The 13776-nt window shown below is 65.3% G+C and carries 14 protein-coding genes; 8 read left to right on the top strand and 6 right to left on the bottom strand.

Annotated features, from left to right (window positions below; genetic code table 11):
• Positions 1 to 8: 8 nt before the first annotated feature.
• The gene (locus AC1TQG_RS05490) at positions 9 to 383 is read left to right on the top strand and encodes a LytR/AlgR family response regulator transcription factor (RefSeq protein ID WP_482135919.1); all 375 of its coding nucleotides are present in this window, start codon (positions 9 to 11) and stop codon (positions 381 to 383) included.
• Between the two features lie 13 nt (positions 384 to 396).
• Here the strand turns inward: AC1TQG_RS05490 and AC1TQG_RS05485 are convergent, their stop codons facing one another.
• Genes AC1TQG_RS05485 through AC1TQG_RS05475 form a run of 3 tightly spaced genes read right to left on the bottom strand, consistent with a single transcriptional unit; the run spans position 397 to position 2553 of the window.
• Positions 397 to 1050 carry a response regulator gene (locus AC1TQG_RS05485; protein ID WP_482135918.1) on the bottom strand — a complete coding sequence of 218 codons (654 nt, stop codon included), beginning with the start codon at positions 1048 to 1050 and terminating at the stop codon, positions 397 to 399.
• Between the two features lie 28 nt (positions 1051 to 1078).
• Complete coding sequence (locus AC1TQG_RS05480) at positions 1079 to 1867, bottom strand: site-2 protease family protein (protein ID WP_482135917.1); 789 nt, start codon at positions 1865 to 1867, stop codon at positions 1079 to 1081.
• Entirely contained in the window at positions 1864 to 2553 is a 690-nt protein-coding gene (locus AC1TQG_RS05475) for a hypothetical protein (RefSeq protein ID WP_482135916.1), read from the bottom strand. The genes AC1TQG_RS05480 and AC1TQG_RS05475 overlap by 4 nt, the downstream gene beginning before the upstream one ends.
• Before the next feature lie 186 nt (positions 2554 to 2739).
• Here AC1TQG_RS05475 and AC1TQG_RS05470 point away from each other — a divergent pair, with 186 nt between their 5' ends.
• From AC1TQG_RS05470 to AC1TQG_RS05440, 7 genes are all read left to right on the top strand, one after another.
• Positions 2740 to 4026, top strand: coding sequence for an adenylosuccinate synthase (locus tag AC1TQG_RS05470; RefSeq protein ID WP_482135915.1), 1287 nt, complete (start codon positions 2740 to 2742; stop codon positions 4024 to 4026).
• Between the two features lie 201 nt (positions 4027 to 4227).
• Positions 4228 to 6024: a hydroxysqualene dehydroxylase gene (locus AC1TQG_RS05465; protein WP_482135914.1), complete on the top strand. Its 1797-nt coding sequence runs from the start codon at positions 4228 to 4230 to the stop codon at positions 6022 to 6024.
• 19 nt (positions 6025 to 6043) lie between these two features.
• On the top strand, positions 6044 to 6676 hold the full coding sequence (locus AC1TQG_RS05460) for a TetR/AcrR family transcriptional regulator (RefSeq protein ID WP_482135913.1): 633 nt from the start codon (positions 6044 to 6046) through the stop codon (positions 6674 to 6676).
• Positions 6677 to 6741: 65 nt separating this feature from the next.
• Complete coding sequence (locus AC1TQG_RS05455) at positions 6742 to 8349, top strand: adenylate/guanylate cyclase domain-containing protein (protein ID WP_482135912.1); 1608 nt, start codon at positions 6742 to 6744, stop codon at positions 8347 to 8349.
• Complete coding sequence (locus tag AC1TQG_RS05450; protein ID WP_482135911.1) at positions 8346 to 8702, top strand: UBP-type zinc finger domain-containing protein; 357 nt, start codon at positions 8346 to 8348, stop codon at positions 8700 to 8702. The genes AC1TQG_RS05455 and AC1TQG_RS05450 overlap by 4 nt, the downstream gene beginning before the upstream one ends.
• Before the next feature lie 174 nt (positions 8703 to 8876).
• The gene (gene purT / locus AC1TQG_RS05445; RefSeq protein ID WP_482137266.1) at positions 8877 to 10298 is read left to right on the top strand and encodes a formate-dependent phosphoribosylglycinamide formyltransferase; all 1422 of its coding nucleotides are present in this window, start codon (positions 8877 to 8879) and stop codon (positions 10296 to 10298) included.
• 13 nt (positions 10299 to 10311) lie between these two features.
• Positions 10312 to 10791, top strand: a complete 480-nt coding sequence (locus tag AC1TQG_RS05440; RefSeq protein WP_482135910.1) for a DUF456 domain-containing protein — start codon at positions 10312 to 10314, stop codon at positions 10789 to 10791.
• A gap of 28 nt (positions 10792 to 10819) precedes the next feature.
• Here AC1TQG_RS05440 and AC1TQG_RS05435 read toward each other — a convergent pair whose 3' ends face one another.
• Genes AC1TQG_RS05435 through AC1TQG_RS05425 form a run of 3 tightly spaced genes read right to left on the bottom strand, consistent with a single transcriptional unit; the run spans position 10820 to position 13760 of the window.
• Complete coding sequence (locus tag AC1TQG_RS05435; protein ID WP_482135909.1) at positions 10820 to 11632, bottom strand: ABC transporter ATP-binding protein; 813 nt, start codon at positions 11630 to 11632, stop codon at positions 10820 to 10822.
• A complete protein-coding gene (locus tag AC1TQG_RS05430) occupies positions 11629 to 12756 on the bottom strand; it encodes a FecCD family ABC transporter permease (RefSeq protein ID WP_482135908.1) in 1128 nt (375 codons plus the stop codon). Before AC1TQG_RS05430 ends, AC1TQG_RS05435 begins: the two co-directional genes overlap by 4 nt.
• On the bottom strand, positions 12753 to 13760 hold the full coding sequence (locus AC1TQG_RS05425) for a FecCD family ABC transporter permease (protein WP_482135907.1): 1008 nt from the start codon (positions 13758 to 13760) through the stop codon (positions 12753 to 12755). The genes AC1TQG_RS05430 and AC1TQG_RS05425 overlap by 4 nt, the downstream gene beginning before the upstream one ends.
• Between the last annotated feature and the right edge of the window lie 16 nt (positions 13761 to 13776).

Genomic DNA, 13776 nt, shown 5'->3' with positions numbered 1-13776 from the left:
TGAACAGTGTGGACGATCCCGACCGTATGCGCTGCATCATCGTGGACGACAGCGCTGCCTTCTGTGCTGCCGCCCGCGGCACGCTCGAAGCTGCCGGTATCACCGTCGTCGGGACCGCGGCCACCTCGTTCGATGCGTTGGAGATGGCACAGACGTCCCGGCCCGACGTCGTTCTGGTGGACATCGACCTCGGCGGCGAAAGCGGTTTCGATGTCGTCGAGGCGCTGGCCGCTTCTGCCCGTCCACCCGCGACGATCCTGATATCCACTCACGATGAAGACGAATTCGCAGACATGGTCGAGGCGAGCGCGGCGGTCGGTTTCATCGCGAAGTTCGCGCTGTCCGCGGACCGTATCCGACAGGCACTCGCAGTCGCGAGCTGACGGCAACCGCCGATCAGGTTGCGGCGTCGAGATACATGATCACCGCGCGCACGCGACGGTGGTCGTCCGGTGTATCCGCCAGATCGAGTTTGGTGAGGATGCTGCGAACGTGCTTTTCGACGGTGCCCTCGGTGATCCACAGCCGACGCCCGATCCCGGCGTTGGAGAGCCCCTCTGCCATCAATGTGAGTACCTCGCGCTCGCGCGCGCTCAGAACCTCGAGTGGGTTGTCGCGGCGGCGGGCGGCGACGAGCTCGTGGACAAGCGCCGGATCGATCACCGATGCGCCGTTCGCGATGCGCCCGACCGTGGCAACGAAGTCCTCGACGTCGGTGACCCTGCTCTTGAGCAGATATCCGATGCCGCGCCCGCTGTCGAGAAGGTCCAGAGCATGGTCGACGTCGATATGGGCGGACAGCAAAAGGATTGCCACATCGGGGAAATCGGCACGGATCCGTTGCGCCGCCTCAAGGCCTTCGGCGTTGTGCGACGGCGGCATCCGGATGTCGACGATCGCCAGTTGCGGGGGATCTGCCCGCACCAACTTCAGGAGGTCCTCGCCGTTCCCGGCCTGGCCGACGATCTCCAGGCCGGCGCCGGACAGGAGGCTGGCGAGACCTTCACGCAACAGAACGTCGTCATCGGCGATCATCACGCGCAGGGTCATCGGCGGAGATTATCACCTGGTTCCGGAGCTACCGCCAGAAGACGAAGAGCTGCCAGCCCCACGAGGCCAGAGCCCGATCGGCGCCGCCCAATTCGAAGATCCCGTAGACGATGTCGAAGAAGTACTTGTTCAATGCGGGGATGAAGAGCAGGACAAAGATCAGCAGAAAGCCGTACGGCGCAATCGGTTCCACCGAACGCCGCGTCTGATCCGAGAGGTAGGGCTCGATGATCCCGTAGCCGTCGAGGCCGGGGATCGGGAGCAGATTCAGCAGGGCCGCGGTGATCTGCAAGACAGCCAGCATCGACAGTGCCGACCAGAAGTTGAGCTCGGGCAACAGCGAGAACAGATCTTGGCTGCCGATCACCACCAGCAAGATCACGCCAAGCGCGATGTTGGTCAGCGGTCCCGCGGCCGAGACAAGGCTGCGTTGGGCTTTCGTGAAGCCGGACTGGTTGATGTACACCGCGCCACCGGGAAATCCGATGCCGCCCAGGACGATGAACAGCAGCGGCAGAACCAGGGACAGTCCCGGATGTGCGTACTTGAGCGGGTTGAGCGTCAGGTAGCCGCGAAGCTCGGCGCCATGGTCGCCGAACTTGAATCCGGTTACCGCGTGGGCGAATTCGTGCAGACACAGCGAGATGACCCAGCCACCCATCACCATCAGCAGGGCGCCGAAGATGGCTGTCGGGGTTCGTTCGCCACCGGCATTCCACAGGATCACCCCGCCGAGGGCCGTGGCCGCGACGACCGCCAGGAACACCGGCCCCGGCCGGACGGCGCGGGCCACGGCCCCGATGGTCCCGGGCGTCACGGCCGCACCAGATGCCAGTTCTGCTGGTGCCGGTAGAACGTCGAGCGTTTGGTCGGGCGTGGCGCGGTGATGCCGTCACGTTCGACGATCAGCGCGAGCGCACCGGTCTGTGCGGCCCGGCCGACCTGCCAGCGCGCGCGGAAGCGTTTGTCCAGACGTGCGCGGACCCCGGGCATCTCGGGTATCGGTTCGATCACCACCGCCTTGGCCTTGCCGCGGACAAGCAGTGCGCTGTCGACGTAACTCTCGCCGTCGAACTCGCCGTCGGGACCCCGCTGGCGGGCCGTGCCGAGCAGGACGATCGCCATGTCGTCGCGGATCAGCGGTACCTCGGAGGCCGTCCCCTCGACGGCCAGTGCCGCCGCTCGCTTTCCACTGGGTAGGCCGTAGACGCCTGCGGCCGGCGTCGGGAACGGGAGGACGAGGGCGACTTCGACGTCCAGTCGCTCGAGCAGCATCAGGCGGCCGATCACCGCGGCGCAGAACGCGTCTGGCAATTCGGGCCCGGCGACCAGGATCAGACGCTTGACTGCCGGATCGGTCAACGTCGCGGTCAGGGCGGAGATGATCGGCGCCCGCTCGCGGGTGGTGCGAACCGCTTCAAGACCTGCCGGGATCAGGTCGGCCGCCGCAGACTCCTCGGCAATCACCCGTATATCTGTTGGTCGCACTCGGTCCTCGCTCATATCCGGTGGACCCACCTGTCCCACGCATTCGCCTATGGGCGATCCTACTGATCGGAAGTCGGCGCCAAATTGCGAGTCATCAGGCATGCCGGGAGGTCCGGTCACGGATATCCGTTCGTGACCAAGTAGGGTTGACCCACGGTTCGGTGTCGCATCTGGCGTGTACCGGCCGGAAGGAGCGCGTACATGCCTGCGATCGTGCTGATCGGCGCCCAATGGGGCGATGAAGGTAAAGGTAAAGCCACTGATCTCTTGGGTGGTCGTCTGCAGTGGGTGGTGCGGTACCAGGGCGGAAACAACGCCGGGCACACCGTGGTCCTACCCAACGGCGAAACCTTCGCCCTGCATCTGATCCCGTCAGGGATCCTGACCCCCGGCGTCAAGAACGTCATCGGTAACGGTGTTGTTGTCGACCCCGGTGTGCTGTTGACCGAACTCGGCGGACTCGAAGATCGTGATGTCGATACCTCGGGTCTACTCATCTCGGCCGATGCCCACCTGCTGATGCCGTACCACGTGGCCATCGACAAGGTCACCGAGCGGTTCCTCGGTAACAAGAAGATCGGAACCACCGGACGTGGCATCGGTCCCTGTTACCAGGACAAGATCGCCCGTGTCGGTGTTCGTGTGGCCGACGTGCTGGACGAGAGCATCCTGACCCAGAAGGTCGAGGCCGCGCTCGAGATCAAGAACCAGATCCTCACCAAGATCTACAACCGACGTGCCCTCGAGCCTGCGAAGGTGGTCGAAGAGGTTCTGGGTCAGGCCGAAGGTTTCAAGCACCGCATCGCCGATACGCGACTGCTGCTGAACCAGGCGCTGGAAGCCGGTGAGACCGTGCTGCTGGAAGGCTCGCAGGGCACCCTGCTCGATGTCGACCACGGCACCTACCCGTTCGTCACCTCGTCGAACCCGACAGCCGGTGGCGCATCGGTCGGTTCCGGTATCGGACCGACCCGCATCACCACGGTGCTCGGAATCCTCAAGGCGTACACCACCCGCGTGGGATCGGGTCCGTTCCCCACGGAACTGTTCGACGAGTGGGGCGCATACCTGGCCAAGACCGGCGGCGAGGTCGGTGTCACCACCGGACGCGCCCGTCGTTGTGGCTGGTTCGATGCAGTGATCGCCCGATACGCCACGCGTGTCAACGGAATCACCGACTACTTCTTGACCAAGCTCGACGTCCTCTCCAGTCTCGACACCATTCCGATCTGTGTCGCCTACGAGGTCGACGGACAGCGGGTGGACGAGATGCCGATGACCCAGACCGGTTTTCATCACGCCAAGCCGATCTATGAGGAAATGCCCGGCTGGTGGGAGGACATCTCCGCTTGCCGCACCTTCGAGGAGCTGCCGAAGAACGCGCAGGATTACGTCCTGCGTCTCGAAGAACTCTCCGGTGCCTTTTTCTCCTGCATCGGCGTCGGTCCCGGCCGCGACCAGACCATCGTTCGTCGCGAGATCATCTGATCCGAGTTTCGAACACCGGCCGCCGGTCAGCATTTCGCTGATCGGCGGCTTCTGTTTTGTTGGCGCCGATCCCAATGCTGGGACGATCTTGCGAAAACATCCCAACCCTGAAGTTTGCTGTGATACAAATCACTCATACCTAGCAGTCAGCGTTGACTGTAATCAACGGGGGTTGAGATGGAATCAAGGATCAAAAGGGAGATGTCGCGGAGGTCGCTGCTGAAGGGGGTCGGTGTCGCCGCTGCCGCCGGCTCGGTGGCGATGGTGGTTCCGTCGCCGGTCGGTCCGGGGGCTCGAGGGGTGCCACCGGTCGGCGGCCCGCGGCGAGAGGTCGCGGTCTTCGGCGGTGGCATGTCGGGCCTGACCGTCGCCCACGAGCTGGTCGAGCGAGGCTTCTCCGTCGCGGTCTATGAGCCGGCCTTTCTCGGCGGCAAGGCCCGCAGCATGGATGTGCCGGGACCGGTGTCCGGTGGTCGGCAGGCATTGCCCGGCGAACACGGCTTCCGATTCTTTCCCGGCTGCTATCAGCATGTGCCCGACACGATGTCGCGTATCCCGGTCGCAGGCGGTTCGAACGTGCGCGATGCCCACCTGATCAACGTCGAAGGTGCGGTCATCACCTTCGACGACCCCGGCTACGCACCGGTGGTCGCACCGCAGTCGCTCGACGGGATGATTCAACATGCCGGGGCGGTCACCGATCTGGAGAACGTCCGCAATGCGCTGACCCTGGGGCTGGCGCTCACCGGGGACATCCCGCCTGCTGAACTGGCCTATTTCGTCGGCCGCGAACTCGTCATCGCGACGAGTTGCGAGGAGCGCCGCATCGGACAGTGGGAAAAACAGTCGTGGCTGGATTTCGTCAAGGCGGAAGGCAAGTCGAGTTCGTATCGGAAGTACCTGGCCCACGCCCTGACCCGGGCGACGGTCGCGGCCAAGGCGGAGATGGGTTCGGCGCGCACCATCGGGCAGATCGGATTGGCGCTGGCCACCTCGGCAACCGGGTTGATCGGGCAATACGACGCCGACCTCGTCGGAGGGGGCGTCGATCGGATTCTCAACGCACCGACCAATCATGCCTGGATCGACCCGTGGGTCGAGTACCTGAAGGCCCGTGGCGTCCGGTTTGTGATGGGCCAGGGCACAACAGGTTTCGACGTCACCGATGGTCGCATCGTCGGAGCCCGGGTGGGTGGCGATGGCGGGGCCGGCGTGGTCACCGCGGACTGGTATGTCCCTGCCATGCCGTTGGACCGGCTCAAACCACTGCTGCAACCACCGATCCTGTCGGCCGCGCCGGAACTGGAAGGAATCACTGCCCTGCAGGACGACTGGATGGTCGGGATCCAGTACTTCCTCTCGCGTCGATCCGACCTTCCGCCCAGTCATATTGCTGCCCTGGGCACCCCCTGGGCGCTGACCGGACTGTTCCAGGCCGCACCTTGGGAGGTGGACTTCGGTCGAAAGTACGGCGACGGCACCGTCCACGACTGCCTGTCGGTCGACGTCTCCGACTGGGACACCCCCGGCATTCTCTATGGAAAGACCGCCAAGGCATGCACCAGAGACGAGATCGCCAGGGAGGTCTGGGCTCAGCTGAGCCGGGCGATGAATCGTGGTTCGAGTCCGATACTGCGGGAGAGCGAGGTGCTCAGTTGGCATCTCGATCCCGGGATCACCTGGTCGCCCACCATCTCCAATGCGACACCGCTGATGGTCAACACCGCCGACTCCTACCGGAATCGACCGACCGCCGACACCGCGATCGGAAACCTCTTCATCGCAGGCGATCACGTGAGAACCAACATCGACCTCGCGACCATGGAGGGCGCCAATGAATCGGGCCGCCGGGTCGCCAACGCGATCCTCGCCGCCGCGGAAAGCAGTGCCGCACAGGTTCCGGTGCTTCCGTTGTGGGAGCTGCCGCTTCTCGACCCGTTCAAGCAGGTCGACCGCGACCGCTACCGCGCCGGACTGCCGCACATCATGGACGTCTGAGGGCAGTTAGTATCTTGCCATGACGGGCCGGGACGAACGCAGCTCCGGCACAAACGAACTCGTCCACCGGAGCGCAAAGAGCACCAGAAGCCGCAATCAGATCCTCGATGCCGCAATCGATGTGCTGATCGCCAAGGGCTACTCGGGGGCCAGCACGCTGGCGATCCAGGAGGCTGCGGGGGTTTCGCGCGGCAAGCTCCTGCACCACTTCCCATCCCGCGACGACCTCCTGATGGCCGCGGTTCATCATCTGGCCCGGGTCCGGATCGAAGAGTTGCCCAAGGCGATCGATTGGCCCGACGACCCGATGGAACGGATCTCGCTGGGTGTCGACCTCGGGTGGTCGACGTTCCATCAGCCCTACTTCGTGGCATCGATGGAACTGTGGACCGCGGCGCGGACCAATGAGAGACTTCGCAGCGCGCTGTTGCCTGCAGAAAAGGAACTCGGACCCACGGTCCGGGCAGCGGTGGCCTCATTTCTGGGACCGTCGCTGACCGCGGCCCCGCGGTATGGGCAGCTCTATCCGATCCTGCTGTCGAGCATGCGTGGCGCGGCGACCACATATCTTCTCGACCGCCGCAGTCCGCTGGACGATCCGCATCTGCCGCTGTGGAAACAACTGACCGCCGACTATCTGCTTGACCACTGAGTTACGCCTGCATCCCGGCGTTGCCGGTAGATTGCGGATGTTGATGAATCGGTAGGGGGTCAGGCGTGAGGTTTCCCGGACAGGAATCGGACTTCGGTTCGGTGTTGCTGGGCTCTGCGACCGAGACCCCCCGTCGCCAGCGCATCCGGATCCAGTTGCTGATCACGGTGTCGGTACTGACCGCCAACGCGATCGGTGCCGGGATCGCGATGCTGCTGGTGGTGATCGGGATCCCCGAACCCAGTGTGCTCGAACCGGAGTTCTGGTGGGTCAACTTCATCGCCGCCCCGGTCTATGTGGCCGTCGCGTTCTGTTTCGGCTGGGCGTTCGGCACGGCCAGGGTCCTGCGGCATCTGCGATGGGCGCTCCGCGACGAGCAGCCCACACCGGAGCAGGCGCGATGGGCGCTGCGGGCGCCGTGGGTGCTCACCCGGATGCAGCTTCTGCTGTGGTTCATCGCCGGAGTCCTGTTCACCCTCTGCTACGGCATCCTGGACCCCGAACTCATCCCGAAGATCGCCCTGGTGGTCGGACTGTCCGGCGCGGTGGTCTCCGCCATCTCGTACCTGCTTGTCGAGTTCGCGCTACGACCGGTCGCGGCGCAGGCCCTCGAAGCCGGCTATCCGGGCATCAAGCGACGTAGCCGACTACGTACCCGGGTCATGCTGAGTTGGGTTCTCGGATCGGGCATCCCGATCGTCGGGACGATGCTGGTCGCGTTCTTCTCCGTTTTTCGCGACACCACCAGCAAAACCGATGTCTTCGTGGCGGTCATGGTGCTCGGAGCCGTCGGCCTGTTCACCGGATTCCTGCTCAACTACCTCAGCATCAGCGCGATCAAGGCGCCGGTCGGATCGGTCCAGCAGGCGATGACAAAGGTCAGCGCGGGCGACAACGACGTCCGGGTCGTCGTCTACGACGGAACCGAATTGGGCGACCTGCAACGGGGTTTCAACCTGATGGTCGAAGGCCTCGGGGAACGCGAGCGGATGCGTGATCTGTTCGGCAGGCACGTCGGCCGGGACGTGGCCGAAGCGGCACTGGCACAGAATCCCGAACTCGGCGGCGCCGAGCGCTATGTGGCCGTCGTTTTCGTCGACGTCATCGGGTCCACCGCGCTCGCGGCATCGCGGCCCCCGGACGAGGTTGTCGCGCTTTTGAACAAGTTCTTTGCGGTGGTCGTCTCGGCGGTCGAATCGCATGCGGGCCTGGTCAACAAGTTTCAAGGGGATGCGGTGCTCGCGGCGTTCGGTGCGCCACTGGAATTGGCCGACCCGGCGACCGCAGCGCTGTCAACGGCCCGCGAGATCTCCGAGCGCCTGGCCGGCGAAATCCCCGAACTTGCCGCCGGGATCGGCGTGGCATATGGATCGGTGGTCGCCGGAAATGTCGGTGCCATAGAACGATTCGAGTACACGGTGATCGGTGACGCCGTGAACGAGGCGGCCCGGCTCAGCGAGTTCGCCAAACGGGACCCGAGCCGGCCGGTGGCCTCCGGTCGGGCGATCGCAGCGGCATCCGAGAGCGAGGCCGCGTACTGGTCGCGATTCGAATCAACTCTGCTGCGCGGACGTTCAGAGGAAACCGAGGTCTATGTCGCCGCGGGCGGCGCCGATGTCTATGCCACGCAAGCGGTCGGAGAGGCCGGACACGATCAGCGGAGCCGGGGATGAAACCGATCCGCAGATCGGCGATGCACCGGCTCATCAAACCCGCCGACGTGATGGAACCGGTCGAGGATCTATGCCCGGAACTTGCGGCGGCACCCACTGATCCGACGCAGGATCCGGTATCCGAGAGCGTGCTCGATGGGGACGCAGCGGTCTGCGTGGACTGCGCCGCCGAAGGTGTGAACCATCCGGCGTCGCTGCGCAGATGTCTGACCTGCGGGCATGTCGCCTGCAGCGACTCGAGCCCACGCCGGCATGCGACCAGGCATTTCGAGGTCAGCGGTCATCCTGTGATCCGTTCGGCAGAACCCGGTGAGAGTTGGCGCTGGTGCTATCTACATGGGCGGATGGGCTGATTCGGCTTCTGCGGCCGGATTTGATCGCCTTCGACCGGGTCTACCTGTGCGATTGGTGGGCCCCTAGGGGTTAGCCTTGGACACGTGACTATCAGCAACTCGGAATCCGGCGTCGTTATCAATTCGGTGCCGCAGCGGATCGGTACGCCGCTGTCGCCCGGCGCCACCAACGTGATGCTGCTGGGTGCGGGCGAACTGGGCAAAGAAGTTGTGATCGCGTTCCAGCGCCTCGGCGTCGAAGTTGTTGCGGTCGATCGTTACCCCGATGCACCCGGTCACCAGGTTGCGCATCGTTCGTACGTCGTCGACATGACCGATCCGGTTGCCCTGCGCGCGGTGATCGAAGCCGAACGCCCCGACTTCGTGGTGCCCGAGATCGAGGCGATCGCGACAGAGGTCCTCGTCGAGATCCACGAAGAAGGATTCACCGAGGTCATCCCGACAGCCCGGGCAACCGCTCTGACGATGAATCGCGAGGGAATTCGCCGTCTCGCCGACGAGCGCCTGGGCCTTCCCACATCGCCGTATGCGTTTGCCAACTCTGCCGACGAGATCCGGGCCGCGACCGCCCGCGTCGGATTCCCTTGCGTCGTGAAGCCGGTGATGTCGTCGTCGGGCAAGGGCCAGAGTGTGGTTCGCGGCCCGGACGAGATCGACCGGGCCTGGGACCATGCCGTCGCCGGTGGTCGAGTGAAGGGCGGCCGCGTCATCGTCGAAGGTTTTGTGGACTTCGACTACGAGATCACGCTGCTCACCGTCCGTGCAGTCGATCCGGCAACGGGCAAGCTGGGCACCTACTTCTGCGCCCCGATCGGGCACCGGCAGCACAATGGTGACTACGTCGAATCCTGGCAGCCACAACCGATGAGCGAGACCGCGCTCGGTGGCGCCACCTCGGTGGCCGCCCGGATCGCGGCGGCGCTCGGCGACGGTCACCTCGGTGGCCGCGGCATCTTCGGGGTCGAGATGTTCGTCAAGGACGATGACGTCTACTTCTCCGAGGTCAGTCCGCGTCCGCATGACACCGGTCTGGTCACCCTTGGGACACAACGGCTTTCAGAGTTCGAGATGCATGCCAGGGCCATCCTGGGACTGCCTGTCGACGTCACGCTGGCCTCACCCGGAGCGTCCGCGGTGATCTACGGCGGACTGGATGAACCGGCCATCGCATTCGAGAATGTTGCTGCCGCACTTGCGGTTCCGGAAACCGACATCCGACTGTTCGGCAAGCCCGAGAGTTTCGCCCGACGCCGGATGGGCGTGGTGATCGCCACCGCCGACGACGTTGCGACCGCCCGCCGGCGGGCCACCGAGGCAGCGCGACTGGTGCGGCCCGTCAGCACCGCGTCCATGGCGCGCCCGCTACCGCCGGTGCAGGCGCCACCGGAGCCAACGGCTCCGGGCGATGCGGCCCAGACCCGGATCACCCGCCGTCCACCGGCAGCGGTCCGGCCGCAATCATCACCGCCGCCACCACAATCCCCGCCCCAGGCCCCCGTGAAGCAGTCCCCACCGCCGCAGTCTTCTCCGCCGTCGCAGCAACCGCCGCAGGTGGGCCTGAGCAAGCCGTCATCCGCCGTCGAGAACAACCGGTAGTGGGGATTCTCGAGTGCCATTCGCTGGTGAGTTGCTCGTTGCTGCCATCATCTTCATCGGTCTCTGCGGTGTGGTGGTGCCGGTACTGCCCGGGCTGACCCTGATCCTCGCAGCAATCGCCGTGTGGGCGTTTGTGGTCGGCGGCTGGGCCTGGCTGATTTTCGCGATTGCCGCCGGCTTTCTGGGCGCCGCCGCGGTGGTCAAGTACCTGATCGCCAACAAGTCGATGGCGAATTCGGGTGTGCCGGGCCGGACCGTGATCGCCGGTGGACTACTCGGGATCGTCGGGTTCTTTGTCGTCCCGGTGGTCGGCCTGATCATCGGATTTGTTCTCGGCGCATTCCTGGCCGAATGGTGGCGCTGCAAGGACATTCGCGGCGGATGGAACGGCGCGGTGGCAGCGACGAAAGCGGCCGGAGTGGCGATGATCATCGAACTCACCGGCGCCCTGCTCGCGGCATCGCTGTGGCTGGGCGCCGCATTCGTGTTCTAGCCCGGTGGCATCGGCGTTCGTAAAGCGGTTACGTCTTGCGGCCGATCGGAACGATCATCGGGCCGCCCGACACCGGGTCTGTCAGGACCTGGGACCGCAATCCAAAAGCCGCTTCCAGAAGGTCGGTGGTGATCACGTCGGCTGGTGTGCCTTCGGTGATGACCGCGCCGTCGCGCATCACGATCAGCCAATCACTATAGCGGACAGCGAGATTCAGATCATGTAGCACCATGATGACCGTCTTGCCGTGCTTGTGGCACAGGTCGTCGACGAGGTCGAGGACGTCGATCGAATGTGAGAGGTCGAGGTAGGTGGTCGGCTCGTCGAGCATCACGATGTCTGTCTGCTGGGCCAGGGTCAGCGCTATCCACACACGTTGCCGTTGACCACCGGACAATTCGTCGATGGTTCGGTCGGCGAGGTCGGTGCAATTGGTTTGTTCGAGCGCCTGCGACACCGCGATCTCATCGGCGGGCGACCACTGGCGGTACCAGGACTGGTGGGGATGGCGACCACGTGAGACCAGGTCGGAGACGGTCAAACCCTCTGGGGCGACGGGGTTCTGGGGTAGCAGGCCGATAATGCGGGCGACATCCTTGGTGCGCATCGACGAGATGTCGGCGCCGTCGAGCAGCACGGTTCCGGCGGTGGGCTTGAGCAGCCGCACCAGGGACCGCAGCAGCGTCGACTTACCGCAGCCGTTGGGGCCGACGATGGTGGTGACCTTGCCGTCGGGGATGTTGATGTCGAGGCCGTCGATGACCGTGCGATCGCCGTAGCCGACCTGAAGGCCGGTGGTCGCGATCCGCGCCGAGTTCGGCGCAGAGATGGCGGCACTCATACCGAGGCCTTTCGGTTGATTTGAATCATGAGGTAGATCAGGGCGGGGCCGCCGATTCCGGCGGTGACCACGCCGACCGGGATGCCTGCGGGCATCACAGTGCGGCAGAGCAGGTCGCTGCCGATGACCAGAGCGGCACCGGTGAGTCCCGAGGTGATCGGGCCGGGTATCTCGGCGCGGGTCAGGCGCATCGCGATCTGCGGTGCCAGGAGGGCGACAAACGCGATCGGCCCTGCCGATGAGACACACACCGCGGCCACGATCACCGCGACGATCAGAACTATTGCCGAGACGGGATTGGCCCGGACACCGAGGCCGCGGCAGACGTCGTCGCCGAGGCTGATCAGGTTCAGGTTCCGGTTCTGCATACAGACGATCGCGATGGCCGGGATCAGCACGATCAGTGGGGGCCATACCGCGGACCATCCGGCCCCGGACACCGAACCGACAATCCACAGTTGCGCTCGTTGGACCTGATCGATGTCGGCGCGGGTGAGCAGGTACGCGATCAGTGCCTGCAGGCCCCAGGTGATCGCGACGCCCACCAGGACCAGTCGGATCGGGTCGATACCCTTGCGCCAGGTCAGGACATACATCAGCGCAGCGGTGGCCAGGCCGCCGAGCAGTGCAGCCGTTGCCAATCCGAGGTCGGCGAGCCACGAGGCCCAGGTCGATCCGAAAGCGATCACGGCGACGGCCGCGGCGCTGGCACCGGAGGTGATGCCCAGCATGTCCGGGGTGGCCAGGGGATTGCGCGCGATCACCTGGGTCAGTGCGCCGGACATGCCCAACCCGAACCCGACCAGCAGGCTCACCAGTCCGATCGGCAACTGGGTGTCGAAGACGACGACGTTCTCGGCGCGTGTGCCGCCGCCGAGCAGGATTCGGCCGACGTCGATGGTGCTCATCGGGAAGTCGCTGGTTCCGATGCTGATCGCGAACAGGAGCAGTGCCAACGCGGCCAGGAGTACGCCGACCCCGGTTGCCAAGGGCCGCACCACAAATGTTCCGCCGGCAAAGCGCACGACCGTCCGGCGTAGATGGTTGGTCGGCAGCGGTGTGGCCTCCGCAGTCGAGGAATTCTCCGGGGGGACCCCCGACGCGTCCTTGGTGGGTGCACTCATACGGCCACCAACTTCTTTGCGCGGACCAGGGCGATGAAGAACGGGGCGCCGACCGCGGCGAGCACGATACTGGCCTGCACCTCACCCGGACGGGCGATCATTCGTCCGATGACGTCGCAGGCGATGAGGGACACCGCGCCGATGAGGGCGGAGTAGGGCACGATCCAGCGGTAGTCGGGCCCGGTGAAGAAGCGGGCCACGTGGGGTGCCACCAGGCCGAGGAACACGATCGGTCCGCAGGCGGCCGTGGCTGCACCGACCAGCAGGGTGATGGACACGATGCCGACGATCCGAACCTGCAGGATCCGGGAGCCCAGCGCCTTGGTCATGTCGTCGCCCAGCGACAGGATGTTCAGGAAGAATCCGCTCGCGAGCGCCAGGATCAGGCCGGGGATCACGAAGGGCAGGGTGGCATAGATGACGTCGGTTCCGCGTCCGGCGATCGAACCGACCTGCCAGAACCGCCACGCCTCCAGCGACTTGGAGTCGACGAGCACGATCGCCGAGGTGATCGCGGTCAGCATCGCGGTCAAACCGGTGCCGGCGAGGATGAGCGTCAGCGGGCTCGCGCCTTTGCCCACCGAGGCGAGGAAGAAGACCAGGCTCGCGGCGATCAGCGCGCCGATCAGACCGAAGCCCATGTACTGGATCGGGGTGGTGATCCCGAGGATGTAGACACCGGTGACCACCGCGCATGCCGCGCCGGCGTTGACCCCGAGGATTCCCGGGTCCGACAGCGGGTTGCGAGTGTGTCCCTGGGTGAGGGCACCGGCGGCGCCGATCGACAGGCCGACGATCAACCCGAGGACGGTGCGGGGGAGTCGGAGGTCCTGAACGATCCCGACCGCGTCGGCTGCGCCCGGCACGTTGTCGGCCCACAGGGCGTCCCACACCTCGCCGATCGGGATCACCCGCGAACCGATCGCGATGGACAGCACGCAAACCACGACCAGCAGAGTCAGCAGCAGCACCAGACCGGACGTGCGGCGCGTCTTCTTGGTCAAGGGAGGTGCCCTGTCT

Source organism: Williamsia sp. Y844 (genome assembly GCF_056786475.1).
This window is presented reverse-complemented; position numbering and strand designations above follow the sequence as displayed.

What these genes read in the sequence shown, in the direction of transcription:
- AC1TQG_RS05435 (WP_482135909.1), bottom strand. Translation starts at nt 11,632, where the DNA reads ATGAGTGCCGCCATCTCTGCGCCGAACTCGGCGCGGATCGCGACCACC.
- AC1TQG_RS05460 (WP_482135913.1), top strand. Translation starts at nt 6,044, where the DNA reads ATGACGGGCCGGGACGAACGCAGCTCCGGCACAAACGAACTCGTCCAC.
- AC1TQG_RS05485 (WP_482135918.1), bottom strand. Translation starts at nt 1,050, where the DNA reads ATGACCCTGCGCGTGATGATCGCCGATGACGACGTTCTGTTGCGTGAA.
- AC1TQG_RS05475 (WP_482135916.1), bottom strand. Translation starts at nt 2,553, where the DNA reads ATGAGCGAGGACCGAGTGCGACCAACAGATATACGGGTGATTGCCGAG.
- AC1TQG_RS05470 (WP_482135915.1), top strand. Translation starts at nt 2,740, where the DNA reads ATGCCTGCGATCGTGCTGATCGGCGCCCAATGGGGCGATGAAGGTAAA.
- AC1TQG_RS05450 (WP_482135911.1), top strand. Translation starts at nt 8,346, where the DNA reads ATGAAACCGATCCGCAGATCGGCGATGCACCGGCTCATCAAACCCGCC.
- purT (WP_482137266.1), top strand. Translation starts at nt 8,877, where the DNA reads ATGCTGCTGGGTGCGGGCGAACTGGGCAAAGAAGTTGTGATCGCGTTC.
- AC1TQG_RS05430 (WP_482135908.1), bottom strand. Translation starts at nt 12,756, where the DNA reads ATGAGTGCACCCACCAAGGACGCGTCGGGGGTCCCCCCGGAGAATTCC.
- AC1TQG_RS05465 (WP_482135914.1), top strand. Translation starts at nt 4,228, where the DNA reads ATGTCGCGGAGGTCGCTGCTGAAGGGGGTCGGTGTCGCCGCTGCCGCC.